Raw genomic sequence first — 21,120 nt, 5'->3', positions numbered from 1 at the left:
AAATGACCCAGTCAACCCGCACAGTCTTACGCAACCAGCTCAATCAGGCTCTGGCCGCGATCAAGGATGCGTGGCGGGTGATGCTGCGGCGGGGGCCAAGCCAGATCCAGTTTTGGTTTATCGCGCTGGCCATCGGTGTTGCTGCGGGTTTCATGGCGCTGGGTTTCCGCAAGGCGATCCGGGCTTTGCAAGCCTATGTATACGACACTGACGACATCCTGTTGTTACACAGTCATGCCGAAAAGCTGCCGTGGTTCGTGATCCTGATCACCCCGATCATCGGAGGTTTGGTCGTAGGGATTATCCTGCACAAGTTCACCGATGACGGCCGCGTCCGGTCGGTTGCCGATGTAATCGAAGGTGCCGCGCTGACCAACGGCAGGGTTGAGGGCAAGGCGGGGATTGCGTCGCTATTTGCCTCGTTGATAACCCTCAGCACGGGCGGCTCTACAGGTCGCGAAGGGCCAGTGGTGCATATGGCTGGGGTGATTTCGACGTGGGTCAGCAATCGTATCCACGCCGACGGCATAACCGGTCGCGATCTGTTGGGGTGCGCTGTGGCTGCCGCAGTCTCGGCCAGCTTTAATTCTCCGATTGCGGGGGCGTTGTTCGCGCTAGAGGTCGTGTTGCGCCATTTCGCTGTTCACGCCTTTGCGCCCATCGTCATTGCCTCGGTCGCGGGGACGGTGATCAACCGATTGGAATATGGCGATGTGACCGAGTTCGTGCTCGAGACGCCCGGGTCATTGCAGTTTTATGTGGAACTGCCCGCCTTCCTGATCCTTGGGCTGATCTGCGGGCTGGTGTCCCTGCTGCTGATGCGCTCGATCTTTTTTGCCGAGGATATCGGGAACCACATTCAGGCGCGGTTGTCTTTGCCGCGTTGGTTGCGACCGGCCGTATCGGGCGCAATGCTCGGACTTCTGGCGATCTGGTTTCCGCACATCATCGGTGTCGGCTACGAAACAACAATCCGCGCCTTGGCCGGTGATCTGGTCCTGACCGCAGCCATCCTGTTTGCCGTGATAAAAACGGTCGCGGTGGCGATCACTATGGGCGGGCGCATGGGCGGCGGCGTGTTTTCCCCTTCACTGATGATCGGAGCGTTGACCGGCCTCGCATTTGGCCTGATAGCCACCGGGTTGCTGCCGGATGTCTCGGGAACTCATACTCTGTACGCATTTGCCGGGATGGGGGCTGTGGCGGCTGCGGTGCTGGGTGCACCGATATCAACCACGTTGATCGTATTCGAGCTGACCGGGGATTGGCAGATCGGCCTTGCTGTTATGGTCTCGGTCTCAATGTCCACTGCATTGGCGTCACGTCTTGTGGATCGGTCGTTCTTCTTGACGCAATTGGAACGGCGCGACGTGCACCTTGCAGCCGGGCCGCAAGCCTATCTGTTGGCGATGCTTCGCGCCGGATCGGTTATGCGTCCCCTCGGCGATGCACGGTCGATTTCCAAGGAAGAAGCGCTGGAGTTGATCGAGCAAGGGCTTTGCGTACAGGCAAGTGCCACCCTCGAAGCGGCAATGCCGTATTTCGACCGGGTGGACATTCCATGCATACCGGTGGTTATCGTGGACAAGGATGGTTGCGAGAACCCTGTGGGCGCGCTGTATCACGTTGATGCGCTCAAGGCATATAACCGCGCGCTGGCGGCAACAGCGGCCGAGGAACATTCCTAACCCGGATACACGGTTGCTGCGTCCCCTAGATAATTGTCCCATGCGAACCAGTATGAGATATGTCCGGCCACGCGGGGCAATCGCGTACCATCCTGTCCGATCAGTTCCTCCTCGGTCATGGTCCACTTCTGGCCGTCTTGATCGACCAACACTCTGTCTGATGCGGTGAAGCGATACGATTTGCGCTCATAGGCGCGTACTGAACGTTTGTCTGGATTACCCACGAGAACCAGAGGACGGTCGGCGATTGCATCGTTGATTACTCGTGTGTTTGTAAACGCATCTAAAGGCCACGCCCGCGCCGCGCCGAATTGACGGATGGTGAAAACGTAGTCCTTCTGCCGATGCTGTGACTGATCGACCTGCGCGGGAAACATCAACTCGGTCGAGGCGAAGTACTCGCGGTAAACCACACCCGACCCATAGTTGCGACGGTGACCGGTTTCGAGTGACAGGACCTTGGTGTCGGGGTGCGAGGTTTTCCAGCTTTGCCACGTGGTGATAACGACGGGGCGCTGCTTTAGTTCGATCCCACTGTTGACCAAAGGACCTACGACGGGTCGGCCAGTATACTGGTTCCACAGCGAGTGTGTTTTACGGTCGAACATCAATTTGTTCGAGCGGTACAGAAATCCCGAAGAGCCGAAGACGAACGGTTCTTGCCTCCCTTCCACTTGCGTTTCAAACAGAATGCCAGACCCACAGAGGGTGCAATAGGCAAGCGCGACAGGAACGCCCCCGATCACTTCGTTGAACATTTCGTGCCAACCCATGATCCGCAGAGGATAGGCGCGTTCGTCCCCGTTGATCGAAACGCCGAAGACCAGATCGTCGTCCTTGAGGTAGTCCGCACGCGATGCGGATATCAGCGTTGGATTGTCCAGCGAGGGGATGCCATCCTTGCGAACGCCGCCCCAGGCAACTTCTTCAAGCCGAATCTTCATCTTGTCGCGCTGCAAGTACTCGGGGCGCAGAAAATCGTCAAAATTGGGGTCGATCCCTAGCAGAACCTCGCGCTTGAACGGGATCAGCGATGGGTGTGGGGCCAGTTGCGGGTTCTTTTCTTGCCAAAGCATCCAGTCGAACCAATCAGCGCCAATCGTCTCGCCAGTCAAGTCGCGCATCACTTTCGCAATCTCGTTGCTTCGTTGCCGGCCATAGCGCATCCCGGTCAAAAGGGCCGGAACCACATCGGGATTGCCCCTCTCTGTCAAATACGCCATGCCCCGTTGGAATTCGGAGCTGCTGCCGTAGAGGGTTGATCGCACCGCCTCCAGTACTGGATCGGTCTGCGACCAAAGCACTTGGGGCAGAACAGTTCCCGCCCCGAACGTTCCCAAAAAACTGCGTCGGGTGATCTGCATGGCGTCCTCCGGTGGTGTGCCTTTCCAGTTTGCTTGGTTTGCTGATCAAATGCATTGAACAGCCGCGTGAGGAAGGCGTGAGGCACAAATCTGGCGCAAGGCTGCAGACTGAGCAATCAAACTCGACGCCCGTTGGGAACTAGCTTTGCGGTCCAAAGGCTGGCCACGCGCAAGACCCGCTGGGACTAAGCAAAATGCGCCAAAATCCCCGTTTTCTTGACCAAAAGCATGATTTTCCTATAAAGTCCGGCAAAGCTGGACTGATTTTTTAGTATCTAAGCGAGTTCCTTACCAGTTCCCCAATGTCTGGCACCGCGAAAACGCGGACCCGTGAATGACTGGACGACGAAAATACGACTTTGCACCAAGACTCATTTGATTTGGGGGCAATTCATATGTTTTTACTGCGTCTCGCTTATCGGTACTCTTGTCGAACAAGAAGCCTCATTCTTGATCTGCGGCTGTTCGTCTGTGGAATGAGGCGCGGCATCAGTGCGTTCAACAGCAGCCAAATTACCTGTCGATCCGTGCAGCGCAGGGTTTTGAACGCGGGGCTGTGTCATGCGTATTTTTGACGTTGCCTTGGTTGGCACTGGTCCCGCTGGTTACGCCGCACTGACCGCCATGCGCGGGTATGCGGGTTCATTGGTCGTTGTTACCGGGGCCGCGACCGAGCCTTTTCAAGGGGCGACCGCAAAGTTTGTCTCGGTCGCCTACGAGCGGCAAGAACCGGCACATCTGGCCGAGCGGACTGCGGTTGTGGGGGATGCACCCCCGATGTTTGCCTCGGCCGAGGTGGGCGGCTTTGCAAATTACTGGGGAAAACAGCTTCAGGTGTATGAAAGCGATGACCCTTGGGGGCGGGGTCCCTTTTTGAAGAATTGGAAAGCCTACGCCGAGGCGTGCAGGGCGCTGCAATCCGATTTTGAAGTGGTTGGCGGTGACCGGCAAGAAAGCCTGGAAAACGGCTATGAAAAATGCGCCCCGAGGCTTTTGACCGGAACGAAAGGAGCGCCGGGTTCCGGGTTGCGTGCTATGGCCAACGCCGTAAAGCAACGATTGAACCAAATGTCTGACGTCGAAGTCCGGACCGGTCGCGTGAACCGTATCGAGTTGGAACGCGAAACCGTGCGTCTGGAACTGGACGATGGCTCTAGGGTTCGCGCGCGTTGCGTCTTTTTGGCGGCGGGTGTTTTCGGCACGGCTTCGATACTGGCGCGCAGCCTCTCGCGCGTCTCTGAAACCGGTTTTAGTGATCACGCGCCTTATACGATCAACTGTCTCAGGTTAGGTCGGGTTCTGGGGTCGCCGCGCAGTTATACAAAGCGGGGAAACTACAACGCGATGACGATTAGGCGGAAAAAGAACGGTCGGTGCGACCTGTTCGCTTCGGTTTACACTGTTTCGCAGGCACCCGTCAGCCTTTTGACAACGCGGTTCGGGTTCGGTCCACGGTTTCGGGGGCGTCGCGTTGGGCGAATGATTGATTTTGTTCAACCCGTGCGGATATGGACCCCGAAAACCCAGGTTCAGCTTCGCTATTTGCCACGGCATGGGCGAATCGAAGCCATTCAGATGCCAAACCCTGATCTGGACGAGGGTTTGCAGGATCTTCTCGGTTGGTTCGCGTCACACAAAGTTCGCGGCTCGTTGGGCGTGACAGATCCGGGGCAGGGGTTTCACTATCACCGGTTGACGATTGGACGGCGGAAAGAGCCGGTAGACCAGGTCGTGAAGTCTGCCTTCAACGGGCGCGTGCGCGCAATCGATGCGTCCTGCCTGCCCGAGATCGGCTGTCCGCCGCATACGTTGACCTCAATGGCGCAGGCATTCGGGCGCGTGCGCCATGACCTTGCCGCATCTAACGCGGTGCGAGAGGCGATTTAAATCTGCTCAACCTTAACCGATTCGATTCGGTAAAAGGCGACATGCCCTTTGATTTCAGAGACTTCGGGAATTGGATCCTCATAGCTCCAAGCGGCGTTTTCGGTAATCGATGACTTGTTGACGATCGAAAAATGCGCGGCGTCACCCTTGAGCGGGCAATGGGAGAGCTTGTCGGTGCGGTCCAGAAACGCCATAGCGATGTCTGACCGAGGGAAATAGATTACAGGCTCCAGATCACCTTCCAACAATTCCAGTGCATTTGTGCTTTCGCCCAGTACCGCGCCGCCTGATCGAACGCTCCATTTTCCTGGTGCTTTTCGGATGGTGATCTTGGCCATACCTGTTCCTTCCCCTCATCTTTTTTCCGGGCTTCTCCTCTGCCCGGTGATTGTAACAGTCCGGTGTCAGACCGGCTTGGTTGCGGCATCCAACCACAGTTGCGCCTCTGCGCCCAGCCTTGGCCGGATTTTTTCCGCAACGTCGCGATGATAGTCGTTAAGCCAACTGCGTTCCTCGGCCGTCAGCATGTCGACCACGATCAACCGCCGGTCGATAGGAACATAGGTAAGGGTACGCCAATTCAGCATTGCACGCTCGGCATCGCCGCCGGGTAGGGCAGGTGCTTCTTGCACGACAACCAAGTTTTCGATCCTGATCCCGAACGCTCCTTCTCGATAATAGCCCGGTTCGTTCGACAGGATCATACCGGGTTGCAGTGGGACAACGCTGACGCGAGACAGGCGCTGCGGCCCCTCATGAACGCTTAGGTACGCCCCGACTCCGTGACCGACGCCATGGTTAAAGTCTTGCCCCGCCGCCCAAAGCGGTGCGCGCGCGATGCACTCAATGTCACGCCCGGCCAAACCGACCGGCCAGCGCAGCATGGACATGTTAATCATGCCCTTCAACACGCGGGTAAAGCAGGTTTTTTCCTCGGCACCAACATCCCCGATGGCAATGGTTCGAGTGATATCAGTGGTGCCGTCCAAATACTGGCCGCCGCTGTCCAATACCAAGATGTGCCCGTCGTTCAGCAGGCTGTCGGTTTCTTCGGTAACACGGTAGTGCATGATCGCACCGTTCGGGCCAGTTCCGGCGATTGTGTCGAACGAGATGTCCTGCAGCGCGTTGTCCTTGCGCCTGTTTTCTTCCAGCCGGGCTACGATTTGTGTTTCCGTCACTGTGCCGAGGGCTTGCGCATCCAGCCAGCAGAGCGTTTCGACCACGGCTACAGCGTCGCGCAAATGGGCCTCGGCGCTGCCTGCGATCTCAGCCGGGTTCTTACAGGCTTTGGGCAGGGCGCAAGGATCGCCGCCGTCCACCATCCGGTCTTGCAGCACATCGGCCACAGCCTGCGGCAACGTGCCCAGATCGACCTGTATCTTGCCTTCAAGCGTGGCGAGGCTGTCCAGAAATGCGTTCGGTTCGTGGACAGCTACCTGATCGCCCAGAGGAATGACCAGTTTTTCCTTGGCCATGAACAAGTCCACTGACCCATCCGCATGCAAAATTGCAAAACCGTGGGCCACGGGGTTGTAGCCGATGTCAGAACCGCGAATGTTCAACAGCCACATGATCGAGTCCGGCAGGGTGATCACAGCGGCCGAGCAACCTGCGTCGCGCAAATCCTTGGCAAGACGCGTGATTTTACTCTCTGCGGTTTCACCGGAGAATTCCAAGGGATGCTCTTTGACCGGGTTTAGCGGCGGTTCCGGTTGGTCTTTCCAAATGCGGTCAACCAGATTGGGGCTACGCACCAGCTCGATGCCGCTGCCGGACAACTCTTTCAGCGCGCCAGAGATTTGACCGGCCGCATGCAGCCAGGGGTCAAAGCCCACTTTCCCGCCATTTGGCAGTTGTTCCTTCAACCACGCACTCAAGCCGACTTCGGGCCACGGCACCGGGGTGTAGTCGGAGGCAACCTGCGCTTTGACCTGAGTGCGGTAGCGTCCGTCTACAAACACCCCTGCGACATCGGTCAGGGCGGCGCAAAACCCCGCCGACCCGGTAAAACCGGTCAGCCATGCCAGACGCTCATCCCTCTGGGCGACGTACTCACCCTGATGCGCGTCCGCACGTGGGATCAGAAAGCCATCCAACCCCTCGCGTGCCATCTCGGTTCGTAGTGCAGCCAGCCGCGGCGGGCCTTGTTCCGGACGAGCGGTCACGGCAAAGGATTGAAACATGTCTCACCTCGTTCAGATCGGAGCAAACCCCGACTTGTTTTCGGGAAATGGTATTAGCCCGCTCTTTTCATCCCCATCACACGGGCGCGCGCCCTTGGATCGCTGTCGAACAGCGCGGCCAGTTGTTCGGTCATCGCGCCGGCCAGTTGTTCGACATCCGTAATTGTAACTGCCCGGTCGTAATAGCGCGTCACATCATGGCCGATCCCGATGGCCAACAGCTCGACCATCTTGCGCTTTTCAACCATTGCGATCACATCGCGCAGGTGTTTTTCCAGATAATTCGCGGGGTTAACGCTGAGAGTTGAATCGTCAACCGGCGCACCATCCGATATCACCATCAAAATCTTGCGCTGTTCGCGTCGCATCATCATCCGGCGATGCGCCCATTCCAGCGCCTCACCGTCGATATTTTCCTTCAGCAGACCTTCTTTCATCATCAGGCCCAGATTGGGGCGCGCGCGACGCCACGGGGCATCCGCGCCCTTGTAAATGATATGGCGAAGGTCGTTCAATCGACCGGGTTGCTGGGGTCGACCGTCGTTCAGCCATGCCTCACGCGCCTGACCACCTTTCCAAGCGCGGGTGGTGAAGCCCAGAATTTCGACCTTTACGTTGCAGCGTTCAAGTGTCCGCGCCAGAACATCTGCGCAGATCGCTGCGATCGAGATCGGGCGGCCCCGCATCGACCCCGAGTTATCCAGCAACAGCGTCACAACGGTATCGCGGAACTCGGTATCCTTCTCGACTTTGAAGCTAAGCGGAGTTGTCGGGTTCGCGATGACACGCGCCAGACGCCCCGCATCCAAAATGCCTTCCTCGCGGTCGAATTCCCACGAACGGTTCTGCTGAGCCTGAAGGCGGCGTTGCAGCTTGTTGGCCAGACGGCTAACCGCCCCCTTAAGCGGTTCAAGCTGCTGATCGAGATAGGCGCGCAGCCGTTCTAGTTCGGCGGGTTCGGCCAAATCCTCGGCCTCGATCTCTTCGTCGAAGGTATTCAGATAGACTTTATAATCAGGATCCGCTTCGGACGCGGGCGGCGGGGCAGGCGGCTCTAGCGGAGCTTCCCCTTCAGGCATCTCAGCTTCTTCACCCATCTCCTCGTCGGCCATCTCGTCCATCGAGACTTGTGCCTGAGATTGGTCCTGCTGCTCTTCCTGGGTCTGTTCGGGCGTGGCGTCAGCGTCCTGTTCATCCTGGTCGTCCTGACCAGTGCTATCAGGATCGGGCTGTTCTTCCGCGTCCTCCTCGGCCTGATCTTCCTGTTCGTCGTCCAGTTCATCAGGATCGTCGCCCAGTTGGTCGCCGTAGCCGAGGTCCTTGATCATCTGTCGGGCGAACCTGGCAAATTCTGCCTGATCGGACAGGATTTCATTTAGGTTTTCAAGCGTTCCGCCCGATTGTTCCTCGATGAAGCCGCGCCACAGGTTCATAACGTTGGCTGCTGCCGGGGGCAGGTCGCGCCCGGTTGCCAAGTGGCGGATCAGGTATCCCGCCGCGACCGAAAGAGGCGCGTCCGCAGGCTGTTTGCACTGATCATAGCCGCGCCGGATCGCCTCATGCCCGATCTTGACGTCGATATTGCTGGCGGTGCCGGGCATATCGCGTGCCCCCATCGCTTCGCACCGGGCAGTCTCCATCGCCTCGTAGAGATCCCGCGCCATATCACCCGGAGGGGCATACCGCGCGTGGGTCGCGTCGTCGTGGTACCTGCGCTGCAATGCAAGCGCGTCCGCCGTGCCGCGTGCCAACAACACTTCTTCCCGAGTCATTCGGCGACTGACTTGCGGCAGGCGCATCGACTCACCCGACATGCCCGATGGATCGACCGTATAGGACACATTCAGCTCAGGATCGTCGGCCATCACTTTTGTGGCCTCGGCCAGAGCCTTCTTGAACGGATCGGCGGGGTTATCGTTTTGTTTGCTCATCGGCGGCAGGTCCGGTCTTGTTCTGTCCCGGCAACCTAGAGCCATTCCAGTGTCTTGACCATAGGGTCGGCCGGCTTTTCATGGCGCGATCCGTTAGTCGAACCTCTTGGTGCTCCGAGATTCTGAACACCAGTTGCTGTTCAGCTCCATCTCCCAGGCGTGCGTCAAAGCTTTAGTCCATGTTGGCCAGAAGATACGCGACTTTGACCTAGCACTGCACGTGCCATCGTTTGGGTTGATTTGGCTCGACACCTTCGGACGAAGCTCAAGGTAAGATCGCTTCCAGTAAGAGATCAAATTCTTTCTGATAGTCTGTTGCCGGCCCGGCACCGTTAACTGATCGCGTCTTTTGGTGCGCGTCCAGAGTTTCAAACTGCCCAGAGCACACCGCGAACAGTTCTACATAGCCTGACAAAATTCAGGTAGCGCGTGAAGCGAAGTTGATCGCACCAAGCTTGGCCCTCAGTATCGCCCGAAATTAGAACAATACTGATTATGCAATGTGTATTGCTTGTATATACTAGGTGCGGGCTTGTGCTGATCTTTCGCTCTGACACCACAATAAAGATGCAGTCATTCTTTTCTGCACTATGTGACAGGCATTTTTTCAGTGATCGGCTGGTAGCATCTTTCCTAGGATATCCGTCCGGTGCTCGGAGGCTTAAGAGTCAAAGGGAGTTTCGTAACCGTAGAGATCGCAGTATTCCGTTAGCAATGCACGAGCCCTGTGCCCGACATTGTCCCATTCTTTTGCAACTATTTTGGGCTTTTCGTAATGTTTTCCCTTGTAGAGTTTTTCTGCGTTAACCGGACTTATGTCTATATTGTCCTTTTGAACGGAAAAGCCTCTCGAAGACAAAAAATCTATCAAGGTTTCAGAGTCAGTTTCGATGTGGAAAACAAAGTCGGGGTTCTGGTCGCGAATAATTTTCGCCCATAGGCACAACGAGACGATAGCTTTTTCTATTTCAGACCCCAAATCGTCTAGATCAACCTTAGTCTCTGTTAGAATGTGACGGCGTCGAAAATCATAAGATGCGGGCGCTTGGGCGTTTTCGCGCATGATCGAAGGAATTGCCGTGGCCGGGTTCCTTACTGTTTGGATCAAAACGTCCCAATGCAAAGCACGCCGGGTTCGTGCTGCATCGTCATGGGCCCATGGGTTTTCTACGTCGTCCACCGCGAACATCCAAGAACTGATTCCGTCTTTGCCGTCCCCCTCGTGCCCCACATCAAGGCCGGCACTACTTAGCAAGCTGGAAACAAAAGCCGTTCCGGTCCGTGGATGACCTACGCAAAGCACCGGCCTGTAGAAGGCACGCTTGACGTGCTGACGCATCTTGACCTTATAGGCTTCGGCCTCTTTATGGTTTCCCTTAGATTCTAGGTGCTCTAGGTGGTTTTCCTTGGGGTGAATATGCGATCTGAATTCGCCTAGAGCCCAAGAAAGGTCAGATGCGATTGGTGGGTTTATTGTTGCGGCCTCGGTCTCTGACGGAGCATTCTTGTGAATGTAGATGTCAGAGGTTGTGCTGACGCTTGAAAAATCTTCAACAAGTTTCTGAGCAAAGGCAGGTGTTAGGGCGTAGCAATAGTTCGACATGCGAACTTTTCGATTCACGCTGAACGGGCGAAAGCGATCTTTCCAGTTCACGAAAGGGGAGCTCAGCCTTAGAAGTTTGGGGTTGTCGGTAGTAAAGTCTATCTCGCCCACTTTGATTTTCCGCGACAATCCTCGCAAAACCCACGTTGCCCAAGGATGGAGCAATACGTCGTCTTCCATCACGACTGTACGCTTATTCGATGAGGCGATGTTTCGCCAGATTTCCAAAAAGCTGGCAAAATTTGCTACTTGCGCAGGAATCAAGATGTTGTTCGAGCAATCGCACTGTACTTGCCCACATCTAAAACTAGGGGGGAACGGCGCAACACGTCGTTTTTCGTATAGCGCTTGAACGGCGGCATCATCTGGTGTCAGCTCGTCGTGCCAGGCAAACTCAGTGATACCGAACGCGGCCAAATGCCGTGGCAGGCGATCGCGGCGCTCTTTAGCCTCGGGAAGGCTGAGTACAACTATATTCTCGGCAATTCCCTCGAAGACCCCAATCCCAGAGGAAGGGGGCGTCTGAGATCCAAAAAACATCTTTTTTTACCCCAAGCTGGCGCTTGCCGCGCTTTCGGGCAGTTCCTCATCAAAGCAGCGCTGGTAGAACTCGGCCACCGTCTGGCGCTCCAGCTCGTCGCATTTGTTCAGGAATGACAGGCGGAAGGCGTAGCCAATGTCACGGAAAATCTCGGCGTTCTGAGCCCAGTTGATAACGGTTCGGGGGCTCATCACCGTTGACAGATCGCCGTTCATGAAGGCGGTCCGGGTCAGGTCTGCGACGCTGACCATCTGACTGACGATCTTGCGACCTTCGGCCGTGTTGTAGTGCGGTGCCTTGGACAGAACGATCATCGTCTCGGCGTCATGACTGAGGTAGTTCAGCGTGGCGACAAGGGACCAGCGGTCCATCTGGGCTTGGTTGATCTGCTGTGTCCCGTGATAAAGACCCGTCGTGTCGCCCAAGCCAACTGTGTTGGCGGTGGCGAACATACGGAAATACCGGTGCGGGGTCAGAATCTCGTTCTGGTCCAGCAGGGTCAGGCTGCCGTTGGCTTCCAGAACCCGCTGCAGCACGAACATCACGTCCGCACGTCCGGCATCGTATTCGTCAAACACGATCGCAACCGGGTTGCGCAGAGCCCAGGGCAGGATACCTTCGCTGAATTCGGTGATTTGAACGCCATCACGCAGTTTGATCGCGTCTTTACCAATCAGGTCGATCCGGCTGATGTGACTGTCGAGGTTTACGCGTACAGCAGGCCAGTTCAGGCGGGCGGCAACCTGTTCGATATGTGTCGACTTACCTGTGCCGTGATAACCTTGGATCATCACCCGGCGGTTATGAGTAAAGCCTGCCAGAATTGCCAGCGTGGTTTCAGGGTCAAACTTGTATGTCGGGTCGATTTCGGGCACCCGCTCAGTCAATTCGTAAAAGCGTTTGACCTGCATGTCGGAGTCAATGCCGAATACTTCGCGGACCGAAATTTCTTCTGTAGGGTGTGCGTTTGCGTCAATCGGCCAATCCATGCCTGTCGTCCTTATCCTGATACCGCAGCCTCGAGCGGGGCTTCCGGCCCTGTGTGTGGTGCAACATATTACGAGCAAGGGCAAGGGAAAGCCGCCCGCGCAGTGCCGCTGGCGGGTGTTTCTTCTGTGCTGGCCTCAAAGTCGTGTACTTTTCGTCACTGAGAAATGTCGCTGGTAGTTTGATTGGGCCGCTCTCATCCACAGGCCGAGGGCGCGTCTGCACATAGGTCCCAGTCCCAGCAACATTCATCCTCTGTCAGGACGGACGAGCAGTTGTCACATAGTGCTGCTGCAACCATCTGAGAAATCAGTCAATATGTTGTTTTGATTTGAGCTAGTTGGCGGTTAGACTGGCGATGTGTAGTGTTTTTGTGAGAGTGCAGAGTGCGGGCCATGGTTTCCAAGGTCAAACTCACGTGTGATTGCTGCGTCCTGTCGGGCGGTGGCATGTCTGTGTTGGCGCTTTGCAGGGCAAGGGGGGCAGTCCATGGCATTTGACGTGCTCCTTCATGATGTAAGGACCACCGGAGGTGGCGACTATATCGTTCGCAACTCGACGCAAACTGCGATCATTGATGGCCAGACAATCTCGTTTGATGGGGGGACAACCTATCAGCCTTATACCTATCTTGGTCAGGGGAACTATCGGGGAACCGGTGAATCCGGTGAATTTATCCAAGTCGGCGGCAATATTTATGCCTGGGATACCAATAATCCGACTGGCCCGATGCGTACCGGCAACTGGAAGATTGATCAGGGCGATCTCGACCCGACGGACCCGCCATGCTTTGTCGCGGGCACGTTGATCGAGACAGATCGAGGTTCACGCGCCGTAGAGGACCTGAAAGTCGGGGATTGGGTTCGTGGGGCAGAGGGGCAATCTCTACCCATTGTCTGGATCGGTCAACGAACCCTTAGTGCGCATACCTTGCATATTCAGCCAAACTATCGGCCGGTGCGGATTCAGCGCGATGCGTTGGGTGCGGGGTTGCCCAGCCGGGATCTCTATGTGTCGCCGCAGCACCGGATCGTTCTCGAGGGGTGGCGGGCCGAGTTACTGTTCGGTGAAGACAGCGTCTTTTGTGCCGCCATTCATCTGGTGAACGGAGATACAGTCCATCAGGTGCAAGCGGATAAGCCGGTGACGTACTATCACATCGCCTGCGAGGAACACGCCATACTGACATCCCACGGTTTGCGCAGCGAAAGCCTGTTTCTGGGGGATCGCGCGCTGAAGTCCTTCCACCGCGAGGACATTGCCGAATTGCTTGCGCTGTTTCCCGAACTGGAACACACCAGATCAAAGCTACAAACGCGGCTGCGTTGCCTCAAGCGGACCGAGGCCAGCGCATTGCAAGGTTTGTTCCAGTGATCTGCCGAATTACTTAAAGTTCCGGCTGTCCTTGATCTGATCCCAAGCCCAAACAACCTCTTGCAGCTGTTCTTCCTGAGACCGATCCCCGCCATTCATATCCGGGTGAAGAACCTTGATCAGCTTCTTGTACGCCTTGCGTACCTCTGCCTTGGTCCAACTGTCATTCGCCTCGAGAATCTCGATCGCGCGGCGTTCGGTGGGCGGAAGGCGGCGGCCACCACCGCCGGATGTGCGACCGGGGTTCTTGGTGGCGTTCGCGCCCAGCACCTGATGCGGATCTTCGATGCCCAAACGAGCCCATGCACGCGCTTCGGGGTCACCCATGGGCTTGGTTTCACGTTCCCAGACTTTGTCCTTGGACCGCTGCGCGTTCATTTCAGCCTCGGTCGTGCCGTCGAAGAAGTTCCATTTCTGGTTATATTCGCGCACGTGCTGCTGGCAGAACCAGAAGAAATCGTCCAGCACGTCCGGCGCTTTGGGCGCACGGAACTTTCCCGCTTCTTCGCATCCTTCGTGGTCACAGATGCGTACCGAGGTTTCAGACGCGCCCGACATCCCCCGGCGACCACGCGGGTTCTTTTTCTTGGCGTTGGAGACGGACATATCGAATCCAAAGGGGTCTGATTTCGTCATGCTGTGATCCTTAAGAACGCATCTTCTCGACTCGGAGGCAGCAGTTTAATCTAAGCAGCCGAAAGTAGAAGAGGGGGGCGGCAAAAATTTTGCCGCTAGGCGTAAAAATGACTGTGACCGACGAAATCCGTACCTGCCTGCAGGCTGCCTTTGATCCGCATGAGCTTGAGGTGGTCGATGATAGCGAAAGCCACCGCGGTCATGCCGGGTATCAAGAGGGGGGCGAAAGCCACTTTAACGTCCGTATTCGTGCCTCTGCCTTCGAGGGCAAGTCCCGTGTGGCGCGACATCGCGCTGTTCACAAGGCGCTGGGTGACATCGTCCCGCGCATCCACGCACTTGCGCTGGATATTGGCGTTTAGGGGCGGGCCGAGACGGTCTAGGGTTTTTCGGTATGCCGAAATTCCACTTCGGTGCCCTTAAGGGACAGTGGCGGCTCCTCGGGTTCCTCGGCGATAGGGGCAGGAGCGTCCACTTCGCTGGGTCCGGGAATCGGGTGCGCCATGACTGTGTCGTCCGGGATCTCTGGCAGAGCAGGCGCGGGCTCATCTTCGATGGCACGGCGAAACACTAGAACATTGCGCCAGTTGACGGTCGACCCGGTCAAGCCAGACCGTTCCTCGCTGGGCAACAGTTCGGCGCGCTGGTATTCCCATCCGTCCTGTCCCATTTGGTTCAGTACCTGTTCCACTGACACGGCGAAACGATCCTCGACGGTTTTTGCGCCTTTGGCTTTGGCACCTTTCTGCGGAGCAGGGACAACTTTGTATTCGTAGCGCGGCATCGGATCTTCCTACCTGTCAGTTCCCGGCAATCTAGCACGTTGACAGCATTGGGAAAGTCATCTTCGTGTGCCAGAGGGTTTCCGGTGCTAGTCTTGCCGCATGTCAGCGCAAAAGAAAAGCGGCCGGGCGCGCAACGCTCAGCCGCTGATTTCCTTGAAATTGGATGACTTACGAGCCTAGCTTCTTGCCCACCAGCTCATTCACGGCCTTCGGGTTGGCCTTGCCGCCGGTGGCTTTCATCACCTGACCCACGAACCAGCCCGCTAGTTTCGGGTTCACCTTGGCCTTTTCGACCTGCGCGGGGTTGGCGGCGATGATCTCATCCAAAGCAGCCTCAATCGCGCCAGTATCCGTGACCTGCTTCATGCCGCGATCTTCGACGATCTGCGCCGGGTCGCCGCCTTCGGTATAGACGATCTCGAACAGGTCTTTGGCGATCTTGCCCGAGATGGCATCCGACGAGATCAGGTCGATGATCCCACCTAGTTGCGAGGGCGAAACCGGCGATTCAGTGATGTCGTGGTCTTCTTTCTTCAACCGACCGAACAGTTCGTTGATCACCCAGTTCGCGGCCAGCTTGCCGTTGCGACCCTTGGCGACCTCCTCGAAATACGCGGCTGATTCCACTTCGGCGGTCAGGACCGAAGCGTCATAGTCCGTCAGGCCAAACGCCTCGACAAACCGCGCTTTCTTGGCGTCGGGCAGTTCGGGCAGCTTGGCGGCGATGTCATCGACCCAAGCTTGTTCAATCTCCAGCGGCAGCAGGTCGGGATCGGGGAAATAGCGATAGTCGTGCGCCTCTTCCTTGGACCGCATGGACCGTGTCTCACCCTTGTCCGGGTCATACAGACGGGTTTCCTGCTCGACCTCGCCACCGCCTTCGACGATGGCGATCTGACGGCGGGCCTCGACCTCAATCGCTTGCTGGATAAAGCGCATCGAGTTCATGTTCTTGATCTCACACCGTGTGCCCAGATGCGAGAAGTCCTGTGTTTCCTGATACTTCTCATACGCGCCCGGCAAACAGATCGAGACGTTCACGTCCGCCCGTAGGTTGCCGTTCTGCATGTTGCCGTCACAGGTGCCCAGATAGCGCATGATCTGGCGCAGCTTGGCGATGTAGGCGGCGGCTTCTTCGGGGCCACGGATATCGGGGCGGCTGACGATCTCCATCAGGCAGACGCCCGTGCGGTTCAGGTCGACGAAGGACATATGCGGGTCCATGTCGTGGATGGACTTACCGGCGTCTTGCTCCATGTGGATGCGTTCGATGCGCACCATACGCGCGGTGCCGTCGCCCATTTCCACCAGCACTTCGCCTTCGCCCACGATGGGGTGGTAAAGCTGCGAGATCTGGTAGCCCTGCGGCAGGTCAGGGTAGAAATAGTTCTTGCGGTCGAACGCCGATTTCAGATTGATATCTGCCTTCAGGCCCAGCCCGGTGCGTACCGCCTGTTCCACGCAATATTCGTTGATAACAGGCAGCATGCCCGGCATCGCCGCGTCCACGAAGGCCACGTTCGAGTTCGGCTCGGCCCCAAACTGGGTCGACGCGCCGGAAAACAGCTTTGCATTGGACGAAACCTGAGCGTGCACCTCCATCCCGATCACCAGTTCCCAATCGTGCTTGGCCCCGGCAATGGTTTTGATTTTGGGCATTTCGTATGTCAGGTCGAGCATGGCGCGCCTCTATTTCCGCAGAAGTCTAAGCCTGCGTATTAGGCGCGCTGCGCCAAAGGAGCAAGGGGGAATCAGTGACCCGACAGGTGCAGACCCGAAGGCGTAAAGGTGACGTCCATACCGCTGCGCAATTCTTCGCGGAACAAATCGCCAATCGCACGCAGGGCATCGCGGTGACCACGCGCCGCAAACCTCTCGGGCGAGTTGATGCGGACCGAGTTGTTGAACCCATTGGCAGCGTGCGCCCAGATCAGCGGATGCAGCTCGGTCATGTGGTCGCGGATCAGCCAGTTTGCGGCCTCGTGAATTTGCGCGCGAACTTCGTCGGCCTTTTCGTTTAGGCCAGCGCCGCTTTGGATCGTGATGGCGCAGTATGCCGCCAGCATGTTGACGGTTTCCTGGTCTGGGCGGCGGTTCAGAATGTCGTGTAGCCCTTCAAGAAAGTACTCTACGTCCAGCCGGGCACATGCCTCTGGGTCAAGAGCAATGGCGTCGAACTGCGCCCATGTGTAACCACCCGCGCCCCAGATTGCGTGCGTCCGTGCGGCGTTGCGCAGGGCTTGAACCTCAAGCTCGTCGTAGCTGCCGAACCAGCGTGGCAGCAGGTGCGTCCCCATAGCGCGCATGTGGCGTTGGTTATGCGGGTCCAGAGTGATCAGACGTTCGTATTTGTCGGCGACGCGGATGTTCGATTTACGTTGTCCAGCAAGCAGAGCGCAGTCGGCCGCAGCAACAAGCGGGCTTTCCGGGGCGGCCTCGCGGCACTTTGGTAGGATCGCCGCCGCCCGGTCGAAATGTGCTGCGCAGCGCGATTGGTGCAGGGTCGGCAGTTTGGCGTCCGTTGAGGTGCCACGCCATGCCCATGCCAAGTCGATATGCGCAAGAGCAACCACTAGGGCGATCATGGGATCACCGTCATGTTCGCGCATCTCGTCTTCCAGTTCGGATATTCCGCACAACAGATCGTAATCTGACAGTGCCTTCCCATCGGACAGGGCGTGTTCGACCGCCAGAACAACGTCCGAACGAGCACCAAAAGCCAGCAGGTCCGCGATCGGCATCCCGTCGGGCGCGGCTTCACGGGTTTCGTCGGCTGCACGCATTTGTCGTGAGAGTTCTGACCAACGCCCCTGACGCGCCAGATGCCGTCCCTTTTCGATTGTTTCGCGGCCGATCAAATCCTCGGCTCGCATCTCCGCCACTGGGATGTTGAGTTGCCCCTGATCCGGCAGCGCGGCGGCTACATCAGACGAAAGGTGCATGTCTGCCTGCAACTGCATGCAAGAAGACGGAGCGGTGGGATTCTGTGTACGAAAAAACCGGAACATGGTGAAACTCGGAACTGCAAAAACTGGTAACGTAAAATCAAAGGTCACCGGAATTTGCATCAAATTCAAGATTTGGGGGGCTTTTTGCCCTGAATTGGTGAACAGTGAGGTTTTTTTCTCGCGATTAAGCCTAGAAAACCCTGAAATGATGCCGTTCAACCCTTAATCCAAACTGCTGTAGAACTGGCTCAAATTCGGTGTGGGGTGGGGTTGATTCATCCGGTAGCCGTATTCGTTTTCCCGTGTTCAGAACCAGTGACACGCGCACTGTGAAGTCCCAGCGCGTGTCAAACCGGACATAGTCGATGTCGGCCAGAGCGATCTTGGCTTGGCGGGTCCCGGTGAACCAACTCAGCTCATCCTGATCGAGCGTCAGCCCCGCGCTGGTGTCCTGTAGGATGTCCCAAAGCGCGGGCAGAGTAGTCAGGGCAAGCAAGCCGACAAGCCACCAGACAGCGTCGAACAGGATCACCAACGCGATGAGGGCCGCGTAGACCAGGATCAGGATTGCAACCGACCGTGGCGATCGGTTGTGCCTTGTATACGTGAACGGCGTCATGCGCCCAGAATGCGCGAGACCATTTCGGTCGTATCGCGCGACAGACCCGCTGTATCGGCAATACGCCTCAGTTGCATGCGGATCAGGTCCTGACGATCTGCGTCATACCGTTTCCACGTCTGAAAGGCCGAGCACATTCTTGCGGTGGTCTGCGGGTTGACGGGGTCCAGCTTGATCAACCAGTCGGCAAGCAGGGCGTACCCGGCACCATCTTCGCAGTGGAACCCTGCGTGGTTCATCGCCAACGCTCCCATAGCCGCGCGGAAACGGTTGGGGTTCTTCCAGTTGAAATCCGGGTGCTCGGTCAGCTTGCGTGTCACATCTGCTGTGGTTTCGGGCGTAGCCATTGAAACCTGTAGGCCGAACCATTTGTCCATCACCAGCCTGTCATGCTGCCACTGGCCGTAGAAGGCGGATAGTTCTGCCTCACCCTTCCCTGCGCGCAGAAGGCAGGACAGAGCGGTCAGTTGCAGCGTCATGTTGTCGGCATCGTCGTAGTCCCCGGCTGCCTTGGCTCCACCGTCCAGTCGCGAGGTCAGTGCCAGTGCAGCGCCACCCAACGCGCGCTTGCCTGATTGTTCGGCGTCAGGGCTAAAGGGCGCGTCGATCACGGTTTCGCTGTGAAGACGCGGCAGCAAGTCCTGCACATGCTGCGCGGTCACTTGCCGCAGGGTTTCTACGGCGGTCCAGATCGCCATTGGATCAGGTGTTTCGCCACGTTCGTACAAAGCTGCCGCCAACTCTGATTGTGTCGGCAGGCCCAGCATCAGTGCGCGATAGGCGGGGTCCAGATCGCGGTCACGCAGCACGGCCAGCAGCCCGTCCAGATAGTCGGCATCGGGGGACGCGCCGGTTTGGATCATCGCCAGCAGAGTTTCCTCGGCCAGCGAACGCCCGGCCTGCCAACGGTTGAAGGGGTCGGTGTCATGGGCCAGCAAAAAGGCCCGTTCCGCGCTGTTTTGATCCTGCTCCAGAATAACCGGGGCCGAGAAATCCCGCAGGATCGAAGCGGTTGGTTTGGCCGCAAGTCCGGTAAAGGTAAAGCTCTGGCTGGCTTCGGTCAGTTCCAGAACCTCGGTCGCGCGAACCTCGTCTCCGTTGGGGCTCAGCAGACCGACAGCCACCGGGATCACTTGCGGCTGTTTTTCATCCTGACCCGGCGTGGGTTCGGTGCGCTGCGACAGGGTCAGGGTATAAGTGCCGTCCGTCCAATCCTCGGCCACAGTCACGCGCGGTGTGCCGGATTGACTGTACCACCGTTTGAATTGGCTCAGATCGCGTCCGGTTGTATCCTCGAAAACTTTGATCCAGTCTTCGATCGTGCAGGCTTGGCCGTCATGACGGTCGAAATACAGGTCCAGCGCCTTCGCGTATGCCTCATCCCCGACCAGCCGTTTCAGCATTCCAATGACTTCGGCGCCTTTCTCATAGACAGTGGCGGTGTAGAAGTTGTTGATTTCCTGAAAGCTTTCGGGACGGACGGGATGCGACAACGGCCCGTTGTCCTCGGGGAATTGCCGTGCGCGTAGGTCAATCGCGTCGTGGATGCGCTTGACCGGGGCCGAGCGCATATCAGACGTGAACTGCGCGTCGCGGAACACCGTCAGCCCCTCTTTCAAACACAGTTGGAACCAGTCGCGGCAGGTGATGCGGTTGCCTGTCCAGTTGTGGAAATACTCATGGGCAATGATCGCTTCGATCCGCTCGAAATTCATGTCGGTCGAGGTCTCGGGGCTGGCCAGCACAGCCGAGGAGTTGAAGATGTTCAGTCCCTTATTCTCCATCGCGCCCATGTTGAAATCATCCACGGCCACGATATTGAACACGTCCAGATCGTATTCGCGGCCATAGACGTCCTCGTCCCATTTCATCGATTTTTTCAGTGCCTCCATCCCAAAGGCGCACTTGCCCTCATCCCCCGGGCGGACCCAGAGGTTCAGTTCGACGTCACGACCCGACATGGTGGTAAATTGGCCGGGATGCGTGATCAGATCACCCGCGACCAGAGCGAACAGATAGGCGGGTTTGGGCCACGGATCGGTCCACTCGGCCCAGCCTTTGCCTTTGCCCGAGGGGTTGCCGTTGGACAGCAGCACCGGCAGATCGCCATTAATGCGCACGGTGAAGGTGGACATCACGTCAGGGCGGTCGGGGTAATAGGTAATCTTGCGGAAGCCTTCGGCCTCGCACTGGGTGCAGTACATGCCGTTGGACATATACAGCCCCTCAAGCGCGGTGTTGTTGCCGGGGTCGATCTCAACCTCGGCCTCCCAGACAAATGGCGCGTCGGGGGCAGGGGCGGTGAGACCCTTGTCGGTGATCTCGGGAGAGATTTCGACGCCGTCAATTGACGCGCGGATCAGGGTCAGGTCTTCACCATGCAGAAAGAAGGTGCGGTCTGACGCGTCGGGGTTCGGGCGGAACGCAATGCGCGAGGTCACACGGGTCGCGTGGGCCGCCAGATCAAAGGTCAGGTGCACGCTGTCCACGATATAGCCGAACGGCGTGTAGTCTTTCAGATAGATCGTTTGGGGGGCAGCGTCGCGCATCGGGACCTCGCTTCATTTGGTG

General features: G+C 57.5%; 16 protein-coding genes. 4 read left to right on the top strand and 12 right to left on the bottom strand.

What is annotated here, in order from left to right:
• Positions 1–2: 2 nt before the first annotated feature.
• The gene (locus tag ACR0LH_RS08015) at positions 3–1,688 is read left to right on the top strand and encodes a chloride channel protein (protein ID WP_170483871.1); all 1,686 of its coding nucleotides are present in this window, start codon (positions 3–5) and stop codon (positions 1,686–1,688) included.
• Here ACR0LH_RS08015 and ACR0LH_RS08010 read toward each other — a convergent pair.
• On the bottom strand, positions 1,685–3,052 hold the full coding sequence (locus ACR0LH_RS08010; RefSeq protein ID WP_480720428.1) for a DUF3179 domain-containing protein: 1,368 nt from the start codon (positions 3,050–3,052) through the stop codon (positions 1,685–1,687). The two genes, ACR0LH_RS08015 and ACR0LH_RS08010, sit on opposite strands and share 4 nt — an antisense overlap.
• Positions 3,053–3,613: 561 nt before the next feature.
• On the opposite strand from ACR0LH_RS08010, the gene ACR0LH_RS08005 reads away from it, so the two are divergent.
• Positions 3,614–4,939 (top strand): Rossmann-fold NAD(P)-binding domain-containing protein, encoded by a 1,326-nt coding sequence (locus ACR0LH_RS08005; RefSeq protein ID WP_480720427.1) that lies wholly within the window; start codon positions 3,614–3,616, stop codon positions 4,937–4,939.
• Here ACR0LH_RS08005 and ACR0LH_RS08000 read toward each other — a convergent pair.
• The 5 genes from ACR0LH_RS08000 to cobS all read right to left on the bottom strand — a co-directional run bounded on the left by ACR0LH_RS08000 (position 4,936) and on the right by cobS (position 12,189).
• Positions 4,936–5,277: a DUF427 domain-containing protein gene (locus ACR0LH_RS08000; RefSeq protein WP_480720425.1), complete on the bottom strand. Its 342-nt coding sequence runs from the start codon at positions 5,275–5,277 to the stop codon at positions 4,936–4,938. The two genes, ACR0LH_RS08005 and ACR0LH_RS08000, sit on opposite strands and share 4 nt — an antisense overlap.
• Positions 5,278–5,343: 66 nt before the next feature.
• On the bottom strand, positions 5,344–7,125 hold the full coding sequence (locus ACR0LH_RS07995) for an aminopeptidase P family protein (protein WP_480720424.1): 1,782 nt from the start codon (positions 7,123–7,125) through the stop codon (positions 5,344–5,346).
• A 53-nt stretch (positions 7,126–7,178) separates the two neighbouring features.
• Entirely contained in the window at positions 7,179–9,056 is a 1,878-nt protein-coding gene (cobT, locus tag ACR0LH_RS07990) for a cobaltochelatase subunit CobT (RefSeq protein ID WP_170410937.1), read from the bottom strand.
• Positions 9,057–9,717: 661 nt separating this feature from the next.
• The gene (locus tag ACR0LH_RS07985; RefSeq protein WP_480720423.1) at positions 9,718–11,199 is read right to left on the bottom strand and encodes a hypothetical protein; all 1,482 of its coding nucleotides are present in this window, start codon (positions 11,197–11,199) and stop codon (positions 9,718–9,720) included.
• Positions 11,200–11,205: 6 nt separating this feature from the next.
• A complete protein-coding gene (gene cobS / locus ACR0LH_RS07980; RefSeq protein ID WP_170562300.1) occupies positions 11,206–12,189 on the bottom strand; it encodes a cobaltochelatase subunit CobS in 984 nt (327 codons plus the stop codon).
• Positions 12,190–12,676: 487 nt separating this feature from the next.
• Between cobS and ACR0LH_RS07975 the strand changes: the two genes are divergently transcribed.
• Positions 12,677–13,561 (top strand): Hint domain-containing protein, encoded by an 885-nt coding sequence (locus tag ACR0LH_RS07975; RefSeq protein WP_480720422.1) that lies wholly within the window; start codon positions 12,677–12,679, stop codon positions 13,559–13,561.
• A 9-nt stretch (positions 13,562–13,570) separates the two neighbouring features.
• Here the strand turns inward: ACR0LH_RS07975 and ACR0LH_RS07970 are convergent, their stop codons facing one another.
• Positions 13,571–14,197 carry a J domain-containing protein gene (locus ACR0LH_RS07970; protein ID WP_170384326.1) on the bottom strand — a complete coding sequence of 209 codons (627 nt, stop codon included), beginning with the start codon at positions 14,195–14,197 and terminating at the stop codon, positions 13,571–13,573.
• 107 nt (positions 14,198–14,304) lie between these two features.
• On the opposite strand from ACR0LH_RS07970, the gene ACR0LH_RS07965 reads away from it, so the two are divergent.
• A complete protein-coding gene (locus ACR0LH_RS07965; RefSeq protein WP_170384324.1) occupies positions 14,305–14,559 on the top strand; it encodes a BolA family protein in 255 nt (84 codons plus the stop codon).
• Between the two features lie 17 nt (positions 14,560–14,576).
• On the opposite strand, the gene ACR0LH_RS07960 is transcribed toward ACR0LH_RS07965, so the two are convergent.
• From ACR0LH_RS07960 to pepN, 5 genes are all read right to left on the bottom strand, one after another.
• Complete coding sequence (locus ACR0LH_RS07960) at positions 14,577–14,981, bottom strand: DUF4177 domain-containing protein (RefSeq protein ID WP_480720420.1); 405 nt, start codon at positions 14,979–14,981, stop codon at positions 14,577–14,579.
• Between the two features lie 169 nt (positions 14,982–15,150).
• Complete coding sequence (gene gatB / locus ACR0LH_RS07955; RefSeq protein ID WP_480720418.1) at positions 15,151–16,662, bottom strand: Asp-tRNA(Asn)/Glu-tRNA(Gln) amidotransferase subunit GatB; 1,512 nt, start codon at positions 16,660–16,662, stop codon at positions 15,151–15,153.
• A gap of 71 nt (positions 16,663–16,733) precedes the next feature.
• The gene (locus ACR0LH_RS07950; RefSeq protein ID WP_480720416.1) at positions 16,734–17,924 is read right to left on the bottom strand and encodes a hypothetical protein; all 1,191 of its coding nucleotides are present in this window, start codon (positions 17,922–17,924) and stop codon (positions 16,734–16,736) included.
• A gap of 196 nt (positions 17,925–18,120) precedes the next feature.
• The gene (locus ACR0LH_RS07945) at positions 18,121–18,549 is read right to left on the bottom strand and encodes a hypothetical protein (protein WP_480720415.1); all 429 of its coding nucleotides are present in this window, start codon (positions 18,547–18,549) and stop codon (positions 18,121–18,123) included.
• Positions 18,546–21,098: an aminopeptidase N gene (pepN, locus tag ACR0LH_RS07940; RefSeq protein WP_480720413.1), complete on the bottom strand. Its 2,553-nt coding sequence runs from the start codon at positions 21,096–21,098 to the stop codon at positions 18,546–18,548. Before pepN ends, ACR0LH_RS07945 begins: the two co-directional genes overlap by 4 nt.
• Positions 21,099–21,120: the final 22 nt, after the last annotated feature.

This window comes from Ruegeria sp. CL6 (assembly GCF_056536465.1).
The sequence above is the reverse complement of the archived record's forward strand: the minus strand, read 5'-3'. Positions and strand labels throughout refer to the sequence as shown.

Coding starts and splice junctions, on each gene's coding strand:
- ACR0LH_RS08015 (WP_170483871.1), top strand. CDS start 3: ATGACCCAGTCAACCCGCACAGTCTTACGCAACCAGCTCAATCAGGCT.
- ACR0LH_RS08010 (WP_480720428.1), bottom strand. CDS start 3,052: ATGCAGATCACCCGACGCAGTTTTTTGGGAACGTTCGGGGCGGGAACT.
- ACR0LH_RS08005 (WP_480720427.1), top strand. CDS start 3,614: ATGCGTATTTTTGACGTTGCCTTGGTTGGCACTGGTCCCGCTGGTTAC.
- ACR0LH_RS08000 (WP_480720425.1), bottom strand. CDS start 5,277: ATGGCCAAGATCACCATCCGAAAAGCACCAGGAAAATGGAGCGTTCGA.
- ACR0LH_RS07995 (WP_480720424.1), bottom strand. CDS start 7,125: ATGTTTCAATCCTTTGCCGTGACCGCTCGTCCGGAACAAGGCCCGCCG.
- cobT (WP_170410937.1), bottom strand. CDS start 9,056: ATGAGCAAACAAAACGATAACCCCGCCGATCCGTTCAAGAAGGCTCTG.
- ACR0LH_RS07985 (WP_480720423.1), bottom strand. CDS start 11,199: ATGTTTTTTGGATCTCAGACGCCCCCTTCCTCTGGGATTGGGGTCTTC.
- cobS (WP_170562300.1), bottom strand. CDS start 12,189: ATGGATTGGCCGATTGACGCAAACGCACACCCTACAGAAGAAATTTCG.
- ACR0LH_RS07975 (WP_480720422.1), top strand. CDS start 12,677: ATGGCATTTGACGTGCTCCTTCATGATGTAAGGACCACCGGAGGTGGC.
- ACR0LH_RS07970 (WP_170384326.1), bottom strand. CDS start 14,197: ATGACGAAATCAGACCCCTTTGGATTCGATATGTCCGTCTCCAACGCC.
- ACR0LH_RS07965 (WP_170384324.1), top strand. CDS start 14,305: ATGACTGTGACCGACGAAATCCGTACCTGCCTGCAGGCTGCCTTTGAT.
- ACR0LH_RS07960 (WP_480720420.1), bottom strand. CDS start 14,981: ATGCCGCGCTACGAATACAAAGTTGTCCCTGCTCCGCAGAAAGGTGCC.
- gatB (WP_480720418.1), bottom strand. CDS start 16,662: ATGCTCGACCTGACATACGAAATGCCCAAAATCAAAACCATTGCCGGG.
- ACR0LH_RS07950 (WP_480720416.1), bottom strand. CDS start 17,924: ATGCACCTTTCGTCTGATGTAGCCGCCGCGCTGCCGGATCAGGGGCAA.
- ACR0LH_RS07945 (WP_480720415.1), bottom strand. CDS start 18,549: ATGACGCCGTTCACGTATACAAGGCACAACCGATCGCCACGGTCGGTT.
- pepN (WP_480720413.1), bottom strand. CDS start 21,098: ATGCGCGACGCTGCCCCCCAAACGATCTATCTGAAAGACTACACGCCG.